Origin of the sequence: Brevibacillus reuszeri, assembly GCF_001187725.1 — a bacterium.
GTDB lineage: Bacteria > Bacillota > Bacilli > Brevibacillales > Brevibacillaceae > Brevibacillus > Brevibacillus reuszeri.
This window is the reverse complement of the sequence record NZ_LGIQ01000002.1, coordinates 87,448-106,386: the sequence shown is the minus strand read 5'-3', so window position 1 is coordinate 106,386 and position 18,939 is coordinate 87,448. Positions and strand designations below refer to the sequence as shown.

The 18,939-nt window shown below is 44.0% G+C and carries 7 protein-coding genes; all 7 read left to right on the top strand.

The genetic code is table 11. The features are described from left to right. Positions 1 to 16: 16 nt before the first annotated feature. The 7 genes from ADS79_RS01045 (at position 17) to ADS79_RS01015 (ending at position 18,933) form a co-directional block, all read left to right on the top strand. Entirely contained in the window at positions 17 to 3,298 is a 3,282-nt protein-coding gene (locus tag ADS79_RS01045; RefSeq protein WP_236699864.1) for a DUF1080 domain-containing protein, read from the top strand. Between the two features lie 11 nt (positions 3,299 to 3,309). Next, the gene (locus tag ADS79_RS01040) at positions 3,310 to 8,025 is read left to right on the top strand and encodes a hypothetical protein (protein WP_049736562.1); all 4,716 of its coding nucleotides are present in this window, start codon (positions 3,310 to 3,312) and stop codon (positions 8,023 to 8,025) included. 12 nt (positions 8,026 to 8,037) lie between these two features. Continuing rightward, positions 8,038 to 9,183, top strand: a complete 1,146-nt coding sequence (locus ADS79_RS01035; protein WP_049736561.1) for a beta-xylosidase family glycoside hydrolase — start codon at positions 8,038 to 8,040, stop codon at positions 9,181 to 9,183. 70 nt (positions 9,184 to 9,253) lie between these two features. After that, the gene (locus ADS79_RS01030; RefSeq protein ID WP_049736560.1) at positions 9,254 to 11,986 is read left to right on the top strand and encodes a discoidin domain-containing protein; all 2,733 of its coding nucleotides are present in this window, start codon (positions 9,254 to 9,256) and stop codon (positions 11,984 to 11,986) included. Between the two features lie 2 nt (positions 11,987 to 11,988). Continuing rightward, on the top strand, positions 11,989 to 13,536 hold the full coding sequence (locus ADS79_RS01025; RefSeq protein ID WP_049736559.1) for a discoidin domain-containing protein: 1,548 nt from the start codon (positions 11,989 to 11,991) through the stop codon (positions 13,534 to 13,536). A gap of 1 nt (position 13,537) precedes the next feature. Continuing rightward, positions 13,538 to 16,006, top strand: a complete 2,469-nt coding sequence (locus ADS79_RS01020) for an SPRY domain-containing protein (RefSeq protein WP_049736558.1) — start codon at positions 13,538 to 13,540, stop codon at positions 16,004 to 16,006. Beyond that, the gene (locus ADS79_RS01015) at positions 16,006 to 18,933 is read left to right on the top strand and encodes a galactose-binding domain-containing protein (protein ID WP_049736557.1); all 2,928 of its coding nucleotides are present in this window, start codon (positions 16,006 to 16,008) and stop codon (positions 18,931 to 18,933) included. Before ADS79_RS01020 ends, ADS79_RS01015 begins: the two co-directional genes overlap by 1 nt. Positions 18,934 to 18,939 lie beyond the last annotated feature (6 nt).

Here is an 18,939-nt window from a genome sequence, read left to right as displayed (position 1 = left end):
GGTGAACCCTTTGACTATGATTTCTACTCTTGCAGCCTACCAATTCAGATTGGCTGATCACTATGCTTCGCTTCGTAAATATATAGGAAAAGTTACCTTTACAGCACCACCCTCCCGCAGCTATTCCTTCGTTTATATTCCATACGGGAGAAACTCGAGCATTCTCATGCTGGATTATTTAATAGCTAACCGAAAAAGCATGCCAGCAGACGTTCAAGAGTCGCTAGAGGAAATGATCCGATACGACACACGTCCAGCAAATCCCATGGAGCTTGTAGTCGTATCCGATCGTCCTAGCATAAAAGAAAGTAGCCTGTTTGAAGAGGCTCCAGACGCCGACCGTATCATCAGATCGCCTCTTCAGGTCGCTCGGCAAATTCATTTTTCAGATCGGCTGAAGTCAGTAAAATTGGATAAATTCAATCCTGCTACGATGTCTGTCCGTCTCGATAAAGATCAGCTTTACATCGATCTGCCAAAAGACAATGCAGTACGTACGAGCTCTGCTAAAGCCTCTATCATGAAAAAACAGGGGCAAGGCAATCGGACTGATCTCTTTCGGGCCAATCCAATAAATCAGTTACTTACCGGGGAGCGTCCGTCTATTTTGGATCTATTGGTTATGGATAAAAGAAGCGAGGGCAAGCGAGTGTTCTTGGCTCCTATGACTGTGCACCACGAGCGAGGAGCCGGTACACGATTCTCATCTCGTGACTTGTTCATCGATATAAGTACTGGTCAAGCCATTCGGATCACAGACCATCCTCTCTTTGTTGATCAGAACAATCACGTTGCAAAACGCCATGTTCACTTCCGGCTGACTTCCCATCTCATCCAATTATTTGAACGACTTCGTGCAAAAACTACCACCGTGCTCCGTGACATGGATTGGGCGTATCTAAAAGCGCGTCAGTACGAATCCATGCTGCACTTTCTCGACGATGCTAGCAGGTTTGAAAAACAGGACCTGATGATTCAGCATGTAATGAACGCTCACCGCACGGATAATCAGATCGGCTCTGTTTTCCATGATCGTTTTTCAGGGTATCGCCACTTCCTGAACGCTCTTTCTATAAATGCAGATACAAAGCAAGGATCTCGTGCTTACAAACAGGATTTGGTTGTGAACAGCTCTCAGCTGCGTGCAAATCGCCCTATTCAAGCAATCGCTTCCTTGCTCATTGATTTTGCCAAAGGTCAACGCCATTACATTACAGACTTGGCGATTCTATCTTCCAGACTTAGTGGTCAACGGACCATCCAGACAGATGCCTCTCTCCTCACATATTTTGAGCAGAGCCTTCGCATTCAAAATGAACCATTGTTTATCCCAAGAACCCTCTATTCCTCACAAAGAGAAAAAATTAGTCGTCTATGGACTCCCCAGCCATTTCAGTATGGGCAAAAACAGCTTTCTCGCCCCTCCTCTATCCGATTTGACGACATGCGGGGGGATCGCAATCCATTCCGTGTCACTCATTTGTGGGAGCGAAATCGGGAAATCGATTACAGTGGCTCCAAGGCACCGAAGCCCTCTTTTCTCTCCAGTGATGAGGAAATATACAGCTCCCTAGATTCAATTCGTCAGGGTATTTTGGATGACGAGCTGATCGCACATATTCAGAATTCACGTGATGCTTCGCTGGAAGAGATCATGCTTGCCTTGGTAACGAGAGAGCGTGATAGCATCATCGCTGAGGAAATCATACTCGCCACTATTCTTCGCGAAATGCCTGCTCATATTTTGGAGGATATTCTCGCATCGAAAGAGTTTCCGTCCTATTTAATGGATGAAATGATATTTGCCTCTCGTTTCTCCGATGGACAGAGCATTGTGGAAGTGCTGATAGAATGGGCTCTGACTCAGAAATCGTTTGCTGCACAAATCGATGAAGAATTCATTAGTGGAGTCCGTACGCGGATTCAAGCCCTGATCGATTCTGATGTAATGATTGCTACGACTTCAAAAGAACACCCTGGCATTCTCTCTTTTGACACGCTTCAGTCTACACGCCCCTCAGAGGTTACCTCACATATCGATGATGGACTTACAGGCGATCAGGAAGCTTCGCCATCCTATTTGGAAGAAGATATTGTTGGTGAAGATGAATTCCGCCCTGCTGTTCTTTCGATTAAACATCCATTTGGATATATGGACCCTGACCCATCGTATTTGTTTGAAGATCAGGATGCAGACAAATCTCAACATCCTAGCGAGCTCGATGAACCCGTCACAGGCTTGCTGCGCAGCAGACTTACAGAACTGTGCAGTGGGTACTTGTTCGGTACATCACCGCATGAGCGTACAAGCTATATCCTTGAGCTTTACGAATTGGCAGAAAGCTGTTCCCGAACAGGAGAAATTCTCGATGACGAATGGACCAAATATGCCTTGCTCGCTCTTGAACAAGCCATTGTACATGAGCAAATGTTTGCGTATAACCCTGAAGCCGCATCCGTTCTTTTTGAATCCATTCTCGGCTTTAAACAACCTGATCCGGCTGTAGTGAACATTGATTGGATCGCCTCGGACCAAAAGCGTGCTGCATCGCTAATTACCGAGATTGTAGGAAAAAAAGAGCTGGCGGACGCCATTCTCATGGAGTATTTACTAGGACAGAAGGAGCGACAAAAAGGGCATCTGGAGCAGCCAATTTTTTCAGTTCACGATTTCAAAAAAGCGTGGATGGATCGTATAGAAGAAGTAGGACAAGGATTTATATTTGACTACTCCAATGACATTCTCGAGGCAGAACATGATCCTGAGCATTGGTCAGGCGGTTTTGCTGTCCCGGAAGCATATGATCCGCATGATCCTTTCAATGAATATTATCCATGGACTACGGATCTGAATGCCCTTGCACTCGGACAGGACGATTGGAAACGGTTTGGCTCCGGAAAGTGGGAGCTTGATCCACTCCAAGGAAAATTCATCAGCACATCCGGTTCGAGCGGGATGGGTGGATACTATCGAAATGACTTTACGTATACCGACTATCAGTTTGAGGTCAATTTTAAAGTGGACAATCCTTTGGAGGATGACACTGCCGGTATTATCTTCAAATATCTCAACGATCGAAACTACTGGATGTTTGTCGTGAGTGGTGGTACCGCTAGAGGCATGGCTCGCCCTATGCAGCTTTTCAAAGTAGAAAACGGTATATCCACCTTATACGCTACCCCAATGAATCCATTCGCTTGGGAAAAAGGAAAGTGGTACACGCTGCGAGTGATCGTTACGGGCAATCGCATACGTGTCTGGGTAGATTACAACCTGCAATACGACTTTACCGATTAGAGGTGACAATAATGGGTCATACCTTTGGCGTTTTCTCCAAATCTGTAGGAAACGTAACATTTGGTAAAATGCGCTCCTCCTTGGTTGAGGGTGCCTTTCATCCAAATCATCCGAAACATCCTGAGAGTCCCAATCGACCACGTGCTCAGGACCGCTATGCGGGCTATCAAAATCCGTTGCTTGGTGACCCTGGCAAAGGACAAATCAGTCGATGGCAAAGCGTAAAAGTAGATTCTCTCGAAATTGTCATCGATCAAATGATTGAGCAGTTTCTAAGAGATAAGAAGTGGTACGCGAAGGTCCGTTGCCGCGAAGCTTTGTGGAATATGTATCGGAGACTGGAATGGTGGGTCAACCAACAAATTGATCCACAAAAAAACGACTACCAACGAGCACTCTTGATGGTGCGTGACTGCATTTACAAAATACTGAAGAACACCGAGCAGGAAGGTGGCACGCATCACGACGTTTCACTTCCTGTCTGTCCCGCCCCTTACTATCATCACTTCAGCGGATACTATCTCAATCATTATGACGCCATCGATAAGGAAGTCCCTACCTTTGACATGCGAGATCTACCTCTCTCAGATACATTTAACGGACTATTCCGCTACGTCTCATCCACTGAAGATCAAGAATGGCAAGTAGTTCATTCTGTCGGGACAAATGAAATGGCCGGAAACGAGAATATCATGAAGCTGGATGTTACGAGCCTCAAACATGGCAATTCCAGTAAGGTCACGTTTCAATGGCGCTTTAAAAAGCAAGGCTTCATTCGCTTTAAATACCTTGCGAGCACTGCTCCCGGTGACGGGCTGCTCTTTTTTATCAACAATAACCAGGTTGGCGGGGAATGGAACCAGAGTAGCAATTGGCAGGAAGCGAAATTCTCGGTAAAGCCAGGACAGACCTATAAGTTTGACTGGTTTGTACGTCGGATGAGTGATCGACGCTTTGGAAAGAATGCGGTTTATATCAAGGATGTGGAGTGCGTAGAGGTTGTGCAAAGCTTGGATGAGCAGACGCCGCCGGATTTAGATACAATCGGTCCTGATGCTTATGACATCCCTGGATGGGAATGGATTACTTTATCGGACAGTAGCATCATTAGCACCTTTTTTACGGGGATTAACGATAATCATCCTAGAAAGGTTCAGCGTATCATGGATGCAGAATGCTCGGGAGTATTCAGTTTTCAATATGAGATGGGAGTTGAGCCTCCCCCCTCCCCTGAACAGTCCTCTCTATTTTTCAATGACGAATTTACTTCTCGTAGCCAATCTGGGAGTACTGAGCATGGGAGTACTGCCGTCTCACAACACCAGAGTCAGTGGTCTTTGGATGGAAAATCTTCATCGACCCAAGAAGACTTCGCATCAATAGTGTACAATGTTGCTATCGGTGACGACTGTACGGTTGATTTTACAGGAATTATTGAGATGATTTGTCCCCCACGAGAAATTGACCATTATGAGGAGCGTACAACACAAATATCCACACCAATTCACTTCTCCTTTTCTGGAGAAAATCAATGGACGTGGAAAACGATTGATGGCCTTGGAGATGGAATTTATATAGAAGACCCGATTGTTTCTGGTAGAGGTGATGCGATCTATATTGTTAACCTCGAGGCAGACGGTTGGATGGATTTTAGCTATTTTACTGGTTTACGTGATACTGAGTCACTCCGCATTATCATTAATGATGTAGAACATCTCGTAGTATCTGGAGATGAATGGGAGGAAAATGTACGTATTCCATTAGAAAAGGGCACAAACACCATTATTTTTAGAATTTTAGATTCTTTGACAGAAAAACCTATTGAAGAAGAGTACCCTGGCACTTTTTCGTATGGCTCATCACGTGGTAAGCACACTACTCCTATGGGCAGCTACATTGATGTGGAACGTGAGTGGGATACTGATCGATACTCCAGCTCAACAGACGAGGATGGGTCTGAAAATGTTTATGAAATATTTCTTAATCCCGGTACAACATTTGAATTCTCCGAAGAACTAGAACTGAAAAAAATCATTGACGACTCAGAGCCAGATCTATACGAAACCGTGTTTTCGGAAGACTTTAATAAACAGGGAAATTATGCACCTGGAATAAGCGTTGCGGATAACTGGGAATGGGAAGATATTGTTACACGTTACCAAGGTCCTGGTCATGGAGGAGACGGTGTCCTTAAGGTAGAGAACAAGAATGGTACTCGCAATCGGCTTTATCTGGATGATGTTTATCTCGATGAACCAGGCTATGTCAAATTTGAGTATGGTGGCTCTTTTTCAGAATACGAGAATCTACAGCTATATGACAATGGTCGGTTAATTTGGACTGGAAATGAAGGAACGAGTGATCCTCTTGGCATTACAGTAAAAGTACCTCTTGGCTCTGGAAAGCATTCGTTAAAATGGGTATTCGAAGATTATGATGAGATTAGAGTTCCAGATACAACAAATTATGTCCCCCCCAAAAAGCCAGACCCTATAACGGGAGGGGAAGTATGCTATTCAGCTGGGACAGAAAAGCATTTAATCCATTATAATGACTATCCTAATATACCTGGACATGGTTCATTTAATGCTAGAAGATTTTCGCTGAATTATACTACCAGCAATAGTCGTAAGGGTCCTACAATTCTTTACTATGACGGATCAAAACCTATTGGGATTGGTACTGAAACAAATGGAAGAACGATTAGTAGGAACATTTATAATAGTGGGTCCTCAATTACTAAAGCAAAATATTCAGAACGATTAAAAGTATATGCTGGCAAAGGCTACGATGTTCCTAATTCTTTTGATGTACCAATTAAGGGTTGGTATTTCAAGCCTGATAAAAACACCACAGATCCAAGGCCAATTCATTATGATAATACCTACGTGCTAACTTCAGAACAGGTTCAGCCTAATAAAAGAATGAGCAAGGCCATGTGGTATGCAGCCTATGATAGTATTGGCAACGAAGATATATTTGTTGAGTTTGAATATCTATTTTACACTCACGATCTAAATAATGGTCAATCCAATTCTAATTATCAAAAATACACATCACAAAGATATTTAGGCAGAGTTTTACGAGGCCGCCTTAATAACTCTAATGAAATAACATCTACCGATTCTGTTTTTTCACTCACATACAATCAAAATACTGCTGGAAGCATTGGTAAAATACAACTCCCTACTGAAATTAATAATTGGGATAAGAGACTAGTCTACGGACCGAAAAGGCTTAATAATTATTATTCTCCACATAGTGTTGGTACCTATTGCGTTATTTTTGACTTTTATGCCCTAGCCAAAAATTTACCTATACATGGAATAGGTAAAAAACCATATTACCTAGCTATCCGTAATCTAAAGCTAACGTCTACCAGACCACGTAAATTCAGTAACGATTTCGACGAAACCAAAGTTGAATTTACAGTAAGAAATAGTAGCGGTGTTGTCCGAAAAGAGATATATTCAGCAGGGAACACCGGCGTTTCAGAATACTTTATTAATATTGATATCCCTCAAGGTAGATGGTATGGCATAGATTATAAGCTTCTTAAAGGTAAAAGCTATAAAGGTGGTCTTGAAGACAACGGTGGCCTCTTTACTTTAAGTCGTGGAACAGTTGAAGAGACATGGATCGATTACTGTATAGATAAAAAAGGAACCATGTATCCAAGCCATAACTCCCCTTATGAGCCTTCTACCCAACCTCCAACTCGTGTCATCATACCAGAAGACTCGTGGTGTTGGATTGATACCATAGAGGTAAACCAAGAAAAAAGATCAAGATCACTTCGCAGTAATACATTTACCCCTGCTTCTACTTCAAAAAGTAGTTTAAAAGCTGCTTCAAAATCCTATGTCCGTGTACGCGTCTACGATGACGATAATGGAACTCTTCTCTCCGATAAAAAATACGCCGACTTCGATGATGTTCAACTTATCAAAGCAAACATTAAAAATGAAACTAAAAAAGGAAAGAATTATTCGATAAGAGTTAAATTTTTTGGTAATTCTGATGCAGAAGCACGGTTAACCAATGGAGAATACACGTTTTATGACAAGCTTCCGCTCCCAAAATCAGTGGCGTTTGTCTATGATTTGAAAACCACAGCCAACGTACCGATCTGGATGGGCGGTTGTAACGGTAGCAAAATCCATGTAAATGTTTATGACCAATCAGGTTTAAAGATCCAAACAAACTCTTTCGAGACTTCTGACATCCACGAATTTGCTATTGAAGGGCTCTCCAAGCCGAATATATCCAAAGTTCGCGTTGAAATCCTGACTGAGCAACGTGGTGAGGTAAGTGAGTGGACAGGCAAAGAATATTTGACCACCTTTAAACTCAGAAGTGCGAGAGCCATTGAGAATTGGACAATCACTCCCTCCCCTTTTCATAGCCAATTAGACTTTTTCATTGATGGAGTAAAAAAAGGCAGCTATACAAATGCCGGTGGTACCCCTACTTTCTTGGTTGATAAGGGGAGGCATGTTTTCACTTGGGTATTTACAGCTCATGGCAAAGGAGAGGTTTGGGATTATTGCAACATCGATTTCATCAAACTAACCAACTGGATCTGTGACAAGGTATTGGTTACACCCTACTGCGATCCTGGCAATGGTGATAAATGTGTAGAAGCACTCATTAAATGCTTGCTAGCCCTTTGGAAAGAACGTCCTGAGGCATGTGTGATCGGTAAACGAATATGGCTATTTACCTAAGGGGGTAACTCTATGAGTGTAGTTTCTCTTCGAAGGTCGGGGTTCATCTACGAGGATCATTTCGACTCCCCTTCTCTCGATTCCCAATGGAACATGACTCCGAATGATTCAACAAGATGGTCTCTATCTGAAAGCTCTGGCTCGCTCCGTCTCAAAAGCGGAGCGCAGCCTCTCTATCTGTTTTTGGACGTGCTTTCTTCTATCAAGCAATTTGTATTTGATGTGAAAAATTCATACAACCCAACAGAACCTGGAAATACTGGGGGCATTGCCGTCTTTGCGGACAGCAAAGATTTTTTCCATATCGAAGAGTATTATGATAGTTCACTTGGTACCGCCAAAAGCTATCCATGGCTCCGCCTAGTTCGCAGTCTTAATACCTATTCCGCTTATTGGTCAGATGATGGGGTTATCTGGAACATCATTGGTTCAGAAGAATTTAATCGATTAGCCCCTAAGATCGGCATCTACCTCGCCAGCTCTTCCAACGATTATTTGGACGCCCAGCAAGTACGGGTGTTTTCCCTCCCAGAAATCACCGTATCCAATCTATCTCCGAATACCTTTGTCGAGCTGCTTGATTCACAAGGCAACGTCGTTGATGCAAAAACATGTCGGACTGGCAACACCTCTATTCGCTTTGACATGACCAAGCATCCAATTCCATTTACTGGCTCCCTCCGATTTATTGAAGCTGATGGCAAAACAGCCATTAGCTCCAGCGAGACGTTCGAGATGTGGGGTGGAGATGAATATAGCTTTTCTCCTTCCCTTACCCTCTTCTTTATTGATGTGGAGAACAACGAAGTCCAGCTGCAAGACAACACAGAGGAATTTCTTGGGCACATGCTGCAAGGACAATATCGGGAAATCAAAATGCTTGCTCGCAATACAATGAAAAGTGGAACCTTTACCAACATAAAAGCGGTTCTTACGGCTTACGCTGGCACAGATCAGTATAAGAGACTAGTCGAGGTCGCTCCTGATAATCAAGGCACTCCCGGTAAATGGAGTGATACCTTCACGCTGCCCGATACAGTTCCAGGACAGGAGCATGTATTCTGGGCCCGTATCTCGCGCGAAACTGATCCTTTGCTCATCGAAAAGACGACACATGTTCATTTTGGTCTTAATTTGTCTTCCTTCTATTCTATTTAACTCTCCTCGTATACTGACCACAGGATAATTTGCCCTAATTAACGTTACCAAATGAGAAGGAGTGAAACATATGTCGGTTAGGATAGTCCGGACAGGGACTGGGGTGGTCAAGGATCACCATGAATTAGCCAACAAGGGGATGCGTCCCCACGCTGAGATCGATTCATACCTTCAGGAAATGGACGACGCCAGAGAGAATAAGCCCAGCTTGAAGGCTCGATTTGATGATCTGATCAAAAAAGATGACGAGCAAGATCGTCGTCTGAATGGGATAACTGACGGAGTTACTTCTATTCATGGGGCTCTTACTTCTGTCACAAATAAGCTAAATGCTGTTGAAGCTACAAATCAGGTTCAAGACAGCCGTCTCTCACAAATTGAACAAAAAAACCTGCAGCAGGATCAAGCGATCTTAAAGCTACAGGGAGATGCTTCCTCGAATCCAAACGCAGAGGTAGTGGCAGCTCGTAAAGACAGAAACGGCAAAATTTTTCCTAGCTTGAAGTCTAGGCTCGATGATATGCAAAGCAAGATTGGTACGGGTGGGAATGGTGGCGGCGGTGGCGGTTATCTGGATATCCAGACCCCTATCAACGTCATGAAGAACTTCTTCCGTGATGCAGAGGGGCAAAACGTCTCTGTAATACAGACCGGTAGCGTGTATGTGGACGTCTTCAAGGATGGAACAGGGATTGACCCAACGAGGTCTACAGGATTCCTGACAGTGGGTGGTAAGGTATCAGGTGGAATTGTTGATATCACGCCCGTTATGACGGGTCCTAACTCACCTTCACCTTATGTCGCAACTGCTTCGAACGCATATGATATCTACTATGCGTGGAAGGCATTTGATGTTGGTACGAAGGATGGTTATTGGTACTCCTACTCTAAAGAGGCAGGTAAAGGTACATGGTTGCAGATAGACCTCGGTGAGCCCAAGTCCGTATCTAAGGTAGACTTGCAGTCAGGGCTAGTTAGTGGATCTAATTGCGGATTAAAGGATTGGGAAATCGTTGGATCAAACGATGGAACCAATTTTGAACCTGTAGTAAAAGGGTTGCACCCGAACGATACCAGCATTAAAGAGTACCAAGTACCTGCACCAAAAGCATACAGGTACTATCGTATCAACGTGCTAACGAGCCACTATACTTATGCACTGGTGAAGCGATTTAAACTTTACGAAAACGTTGACGACTGTACCATTATAACGAAAGAAATATCTGTACCTACAGGTGTAACTAAGACGATTGTTACATCAGAGTTTGCAGGGTTACCAACGTTCGACATCTCTCTTAATGACGGAGCTATTTGGAACTCTGTCGATCTGAATAAGTTACTCGACCTGTCGGGTCTGTCAGGTTCTAAGATGAGACTTCGCGCAACGATCAGGAAAGAAGATTACGTAGAGTCTCTGGGAGTGACATGGTTTACCGATGACACCCTTATGACTGTGCCGAGCGCTGGTGGAGGTGGAGGAAGTAAGATAGAGGCTGACCCAGTTATCGGCTCTATGCTACTGTACGATACTGTAAACCTCATGAGGACAAATTTCCGACAGTCAGAAGTAAGAAACGTATCTAGGTACTCGCTAACCAATATGGTTATTGATTCCTTCAAGGATGCGGCTGGGATGGATCCTGCTGTCAACTCTAATGTATTTGTTTCAGGCGGGTCTCTCTTCTCAGGATTTAGTGGCAATATTATCCCTACGATGACAGGTGATACGACTCCAAGCGGTAAGGCATCTGCTAGTTCGTACAGTACTGCTTATAACACCTATCCTTGGTATGCCTTTGATAAAAATACAACTGGAACAAATTCAGTATGGGCACCTCAGAATACCTCCACGGGCTGGCTACAGTATGAGTTTCCTTCTCCTAAAATTGTATCAAAGTATACAGTACAGGCCCCTAATGCGACAGATGTTAACCTCCAAGGGTCTCCAAAGAACTGGACATTCGAGGCGTACGATGATGCAAGTTCCAAGTGGATAGCGCTGGATACTCGTACAAATGAAACTGGATGGACGCCAAGTCAGATTAGGCAGTATGTTTTCTTCAACACGAAGGAGTACACAAAGTACAGAATAAACATTACTGCAAATAATGGTCACTCTCTATTGCTTGTGCAGGAATTAGGGATGATGGTAAGCGAAGCCTCCTCCCCTGTAACAATAGCGGAGAAAATAACAAACACCATTTCTAAGATAGTTGTAGTGGCTGAGTTTGACGGACTCGTTACGTTTGACTTGACAATTGATGACGGCCTCACTTGGCTGAAAGATATAAAACTTGATTCCCTTGTCGACATAACAGGCTCAGGTAAAAGTATCCGAATCAGAATGAACATCGCAGAAGGAAGCAAGGTAAACTCGCTAGGATATGCGTGGTTCGATGACTCTGTGGAGTTAATCAAGATAACTCCTGCTACAGGAGGCGATGGCGGCGGTATAGCCATGATACAGGTGGATAAGGTAGGCGTAGTAGCGTCACCTCAATTCCCTTCGGAAGTTAATATAACCATACCTGAGACAACAGACTTTAAGCTCCCGCCTATAGAAGTACTGAGGTTCACTCCATCTGCGAATGATCAGGTCAGCACAGTGGCTACATTCTCTAGTACGGAAGCATGGAATTATGATCATGACAAGTATGTTGTGCTAGACGGTATCATGCACCTAAAAACTGCATTCGATTTGGACGTGGTGGAAGAGTTCTCTCTCCCGTCTGGCAATACCGTGTACTCGTTCACGGTGAATGCAGAGGACTTTATTGACATCGAGAGGATAGAGGTGACCTAAAAGTGGCAAATATAGGCCAGGCATTAAACAACCCAGAGGCTGGGTGGAAAAGAATAGATAACACTCATAGAGCCATAACCTACACAGGTACTTGGAATACTGAAAGTGGGGACTGGAACTACGGAGGCTCTGCCGCCTACAGTTCCACCGCTGGAAGTAAGCTGTCTTTCCGATTCTATGGCGATAAGCTAAGGATCATAGGAGGGATGTACACTGGCAGAACTACAGCTACTACTGTTCGTATAGATGGCATCTTGCAAGGAACGATCAACGAAAATAATAACTCAACGAATGGAGTTTCTCGTGCGCTGGTATTTGAAAAGACAGGTCTATCTAGAGAAGGCCATTTATGTGAGATAACGGTAGTTGGCTCAGGCATGTTCCTGTTCGATGCTATTGATGTTGATACGGTAAGTACGCTTGCTACTTACTTCCCTAAGACGGTTGGTCGTCTCCGTTCATCTATAGAGACTATGGAGGACGGGGACTTCATCCCCTTTCGGATAGATGTAGATACAGTATGGACTTACACATTAAATGACACTTCTGTCCCAGAGGTTCCATTAACTGGACTATCTAATACCGCAGGACAGAAAGGATTTCTCTTTCTAATAAGGGTAAGTAAGGGTATTCTCGTCGCGGACAGGGTAGGTGTAACTGGCGTGTCATGGGATTCGTTGAATATAGGCAATCTCATACAAGGAAAGTATGCCAACACTGGTAACTTAGTTCCTGTTTTGACATCTAACACAAATGGTTCCGTTGTCATATCTGCTTCTTCCATATACCAGCCAACGCAGGACGCATATAAGGCTTTCGATAGAGTCTTACAAGGTGACACCTCTAGGTGGCTGTCGAAGATAGGGTTCCCTCAATGGTTGCAAGTAGACTTAGGTACAGCAAAAGTCACTACTACTTATACTATAATTGCAAGTCAATACCTAGCGGCAAGTCCGAAAGCGTGGACATTCGAAGGATCGAATGACAGTACTAAATGGGATGTGTTGGATACAGTAAGAGGCCAGATCGGGTGGGACGCTACTAAGCGGATTTACCGATTTGAGAATCGCACCCCTTATCGGTATTACAGAATACTAATCACTGAAAACAATGGGTACCAAGGAAATTACGGGATTGAAATTACTGAAATGGAACTACTCTATGAGCAAGGTGTGATTCGATCCTTGACGGGCGGGGTTGGGTTCGCTGACGCTAACGGTAACTTGTCAGCTACCAATAAAGGATTGGGAGCATGGCCTCCCAATAACGAATGGGATAGATACATCATTAACTTCCCCTCACAGTTGATACAAGCAGGGAAGACATACACAGACGTATTCAATCTTGACTTGAATGTTGTTACATGGTGTCAAGATACGCCTAGTATTGGAATGGCGCACCCAGACGGGGGTTTACCAAACCCTTCCACTAACTTGGCAAGAATCCATAGAAATTCGATATTTGCGTGGGCCACATCTAACTGGGGCTCTGAATGGAACGGTACAAAGCAAGGATTTCGTCCAGTACTTGAGTACAGGGAAGGTGAGTAGGTTGGCTATCACAACTAATAAGGTTGTTGCTTTCTACAAGGGAGCAGGCACAAACACCACATGGAAAGACCAAAGTGGTAACAACAGGGACGGTGAGATTTCTGTCACTTACCTCCCTGTTCCGTTCAAGAAGTCATTTAAGACAGATGTACTTACTATGCCTAATGCCACTTACGCTAACGTAAAGATTGCAAGGACAGGATCTATGGACTGCTCCATTAGCGCCTTGGTTAAATACGATGTAGCTACTTCTAGCAATAACTTAGGAATATTCGATAGCGGTAGGATGACAGTTAACTTACTTGGTACAGGAGAGATTAATGTACTGTTTAGTGACAACACAACTAAGAAGAAGTCTACCAAATCCATACCTGTTGGAATATGGGTTCACTTGTTCATTGATCAGGCGGCTCGTAAGATTTATATTAACGGTCAGGATGTGACCACAGACTTATCAACAAGCTGGTCTCTAAGCGCATTCGCTGATAGCTACATAGGCAGAGGATACTACGCTACGGCACCTATGTCATATGCGTACTTCAAGTTGTTAGATGGTACTGCTCCTTACAGTATAGCTGATATAAGAGACGAGGCAGACGAGGCGAAAAAGACAATCGTAGGATTAAAGACAGACTTTAAGAACATGGCAATAGGAGACGCTGTGCTCTTAAAATACTCAGGTGTCTCAGGATATGTAGGTACGATCACTACGGTAGCCGATTTAATACCCCCTTCTGTTATACCACCAGCGTCTGCCGTCACTACGAGCGGGTGTTTCTACGCATACATGGTAGGCAATGCAAGAGAAGGAGAATTAATTCTAGCCAGTGATCGCAACGTTCAGACTAGTATTACTCACGATACCCTCAACAGCTACGGTATCGCCAGTGGTAACGGGTTACCTATTACAATTGGCACCGCATTAGACAGCATGGTCTCTGTAGGAGGAGGAGGCTACTGTACACAGAATACAGTTACTGTAGTTAATGCAGGAGGAGCAAGGACTGAACTAGGTATATCGTCAGGTAAGTACTACTGGGAAGTGTCAGTCATTTCAAAAGGACTAATGCTTACTGGCATAGCAAGTGCAGGGGTACCTATGTCAAATCCAGTCAGTTCTTATGTGCGATCTGTAGGCATGAATGCTACTAAGTATGACGGGGCTAATACTCCCTACGGAGAAGCGTATAATGACGGTGACGTCATAGGTGTCGCTCTGGATATGAATGCAGGTACTATTGAGTTTTATAAAAATGGCATAGCACAAGGCGTAGCCTTTACGGACTTGAAGACTTTCGGCACAGTATATCCAATCATCTTTAACGGAAGCAGTTCTGTGACCCTAAAGGCTAAAATTAACTTTGGGGCAGAGAATTTTAGATACGATATCCCTACAGGATACGGTAGACTGGCACAGCTTTCCCTGTATGACATAGCAATGCGTCTCCCTACGGGTGGCGTATCAGCAACAGAGACTGCCGATAGCGAGTGGGATAAGTACATTCTTAATTCGACTATGGGCGGTGCCCTGATCGACGCTGGGGATAATTCGGTATGGAATTGGAGCGGTATATACTCATGGACAAGCACTGTTGCATTATCTGCAGCTGGTAATAGGTCAGTTAGGGGTCATACGTCAGCTAGTGGCTATGCCTCCTATGCATCCTCTTCTGCAACCCTAGCTAACAGTGGATTCAGGCCATTTTTCATTGTGTCAGAGTCTAAACGTATTCGTTTCTTGGTCGTAGATGGGACTGAGGTAAAAACATTCCAACGAGGAAGTTGGGAGTCTGTAGGCACAGAACCAATTACGGATGTTATTGCGTCTTCCTTCGGTATGACTGACGTAGCTTCGTTCCTCCCTCACTTGAAGAAGCTAGAAAATAGATCGAACATTAGGATCATTGTCATAAAGGAGATTCAAGGAAAGACGTCAGCTTCTATGGAAGGGGTGCCGAAGCCAAAAGTTGTGAAGATGAAAAATGACATAAGTCTGCTACATTCCTCCAACATAGATTCTATAATGTTAGTGGGTTCTAGGTCAGGCAGCGGTGTCGTTAAAGTAGCTATAAGCACTGACGGTGGAGAGGTATGGGAGACGAATAGAGGTACAGGCTGGGAGACAGTAGATACAACCAGTCTTACGGACTTCAAGTCTAGAGGGATGACTATCGAGGAGTTTAATTTAGTCAAGGATTGGTTAGCCAAGGTAGGTTCTAGAAACATCCTAAGACTGGCTTTCTACCTAGAACAACAAACGTCTGCCGATACAGCTTTTGTTGACACCTTATCTATGCAGTTAGATTTAAAAGGCTCGTGGGACGTAGCTACTCAGGGAGTTGACTACAAATACGGATATAATAGTAATACGAACCTGCGTGTGTTACTGATGTCCAATGGAGACTTCAAGATCAACTTCGGCGGTGGCGGTGGTTCTACCATTACCGAAGTAGATGGAGGTACTTTCTAATGACGGTAATCCCTATTCGATTTAAACGAGGCATGAAAGAGAATCTCCCTGTATCGGCTGATGCAGGAGAGCCTCTCTTCACGGAAGATACACACGAGATGTTCATAGGTACTGGGGACGGAATCGTTCCAGTGTCTGATCCAGCCCTCAAGAGGAGGGTAGATAAGTTGGAACAGAGCAGAAGTACTGTCACCAAGACCTACATCGAAGACTTCCTGACGACTAAGAGAGTAGATGCTGAGAAGACTACTGCTGTAGTAGGTGTAGGTAAATTACGCACAGGCAAGTCGACATCATTTGATGAGGATTTTAGTACTTCTGATTACTTTGATTCAGATAATTCTTTTGGGGTCGCGTTAGATACGGCTAAAAATAAGGTAAAGCTAAAAGATGGCTTTACGTTAGGTTCTTTTCGTAGTACTGCCATACCAGCCGCAGGTGTAGAGAAAATAACAATGAAACATCAGGCTATAACACAGTCTGTGCTAGGGGTACAGAGTAAGGTTCGAGTTGTGGATGACATGACAGGCTCTTACTACCAACCACTTGGGCTAGTTGATCGTGCAGGTAGAGACTGGGTGGTGTCATTTATTGTATCCAAGGGATACCATGTATCTGTTAGAAACGCAGACGGCACTCTCGTATTCTCTAAGGTAGTATTTAACCTAACTGCTACTATGCCTAGTAGTGGGAATATGTCACACAGCATAGCAGTTGATTACAACAATAGGGTTTGGATAACTGCTGTTGACAGCAATAGCAGTACGAGGAGCGTTTACATTGGAGTCGTAAATCCAGATGGTACCGTGTTCATGCCTTTGACAACGACACTAAGCGGTACAAGTACCTTCCCCTCTAATGCCACTGTAGTGGATACAAATGGAAGAATATGGTCTATGATTTGTGGAAGCACTTCAACAGCCACTAGGTTCATTGTATTTAATCCAGACGGCACTACGTATATACCGTTAACTACATTAAAATTCTCGGGTGCCCTGTCTTTCCTTACAGCTTTAATGGACAGGGAAAGAAATATAATACTGGTGGTTACAAGTTCTGGCGGTAACGTATACCTGACAAAGATAGGGCTAGATGGAGTAGTAATAGGAGCCGCCAGTGGTCAGCAATTAAACATAAGTGGACTATCACACCAAAACATGGATGCTTTTATAGACATGGACTCTGGAAGTCTTGTTACTTTTTGTAGTACATCAACGGGGCTATACTTCTACAAGACTAACATAGACAAACCAGCATCCTCATCGCCTACAGCTTACTCTGGCTCTTTTACAGCCCTTAGAGGAAGCGCTGATGTGTACAACGACAATGGTGTAGTACGCGTAGTGTATGTACACCCCACAACGACCAGACTAAGCCATCTAGCATTTGACGTTTCAAGATTTACTCTAATAGAACCTGAGACCGTCATGCAGGAGGGATTGAGACCGTCCATAGGCAGAGATTCATCGGGTAAGTTACAGGTTCTATTCGATACAACCGAATATGACAATAATTTCTATCAAGTAAAGAAGGTTGTATTTGATTCCGTCAATACTACAGTCTCATTTACGGCTTCAAATGACAGAGGGATAAGCTGGATTGAGGTACCTGACGGTGTGGAGGTATCGTTCCCGACTAAGGGAGACAGCGTGACCTTATGCGTGGAGTTCACAGCACCGAATGGGAGCGTATCTTCCGAGTTAATAGGGTACGGTTTCGCTACAGGAAGTAGCGGGATTAGCTTAACTCAAGAGTTTGTTAGCTCAGTACTCCCTTCCGTCTCTCCCATATCTGACGTGACTCTTACAGCCGAGCAGACACTTAACGGCGGCTCTGTCGATTGGTTCGTCACAAACAATGGCGGCTGGGACTGGATTCCAGTAACGCTAGGTGAGCAATTATCTTTCCCTAACCCTATAAATGCCGACCTTCGTGTTAAGGCAGTACTTACAGCCCCATTCGAGACGAAGGGTTCTCCTGTAGTAACCTCATATATTGTTGTGAGCTCTAACATGCTACTTAATCCTGACATAGCAGACCCAATGCTTCCACAGAGGGTAGTAGACCTTGAGATAAATCTGTTGAAGACGAACTTCAAGTTAATAACCTACATGAATGCCCCGAAATACGGGTTGAAGAACGTGATCGTGGATACGTTCACTGATCTTTCTGCCGTAGACATCGCAAAAAGCCAAGCCGTGTATGACCATGAACAAAAAAAATTCACAACGGGGATCGTGGACATCGTACCGCTAATGACTGCTAATAATGCCCCAGCTCCTTTTGTAGCAGCTGCAGATCGTGTGACCTACGGGGCTGCTTTTGTGTTGTTTGATAGAAGCACTGCAACCTATTGGGGCTCAACCTCCAATGATCCTCACTGGATTAGCATCGATTTAGGCGGCGCGGAACAAACCATCGATAGATATCTCCTGTCAGGCATGTCTAAATATGCCCCTACCAGTTGGCTCTTGCAAGGCTCAAATAATGGTTCTGCATGGGAGACTCTTCATTCTGTTTCAGGCTATGTATGGACCAATTACGAAAATAATGAATTTACCATTCCCATCTCAAACATAAAGCCTTACAAATACTATCGAATCTATATTACTGCCTCTCAATATGGCCTTGGAGTAACCCAAATTTCTGAATTAAGACTCCAGAGGGCAGTAGACCAAAATTTTCTTCAATCTAAACCCGAAATCACTAAAACACCCCCAAGCAAAATTGTCATCGTTGGCGATGAGGTGGTTGCAGGGGGAAAAATTGAATACCATGCCTCTCGAGATGGTGGAAACACATGGACTGTCGTACCTGCAGAAACATTAACCGATATTTCCAGCCAGCCTGTTGGGACGGAGCTTGTCGTCAAAGCTACGATTCATGGAAATGCTGAACTCAATGCCTGGGGTTATTACTATGAGTAAAAACTC

What these genes read in the sequence shown, in the direction of transcription:
- ADS79_RS01045 (WP_236699864.1), top strand. Translation starts at nt 17, where the DNA reads ATGATTTCTACTCTTGCAGCCTACCAATTCAGATTGGCTGATCACTAT.
- ADS79_RS01040 (WP_049736562.1), top strand. Translation starts at nt 3,310, where the DNA reads ATGGGTCATACCTTTGGCGTTTTCTCCAAATCTGTAGGAAACGTAACA.
- ADS79_RS01035 (WP_049736561.1), top strand. Translation starts at nt 8,038, where the DNA reads ATGAGTGTAGTTTCTCTTCGAAGGTCGGGGTTCATCTACGAGGATCAT.
- ADS79_RS01030 (WP_049736560.1), top strand. Translation starts at nt 9,254, where the DNA reads ATGTCGGTTAGGATAGTCCGGACAGGGACTGGGGTGGTCAAGGATCAC.
- ADS79_RS01015 (WP_049736557.1), top strand. Translation starts at nt 16,006, where the DNA reads ATGACGGTAATCCCTATTCGATTTAAACGAGGCATGAAAGAGAATCTC.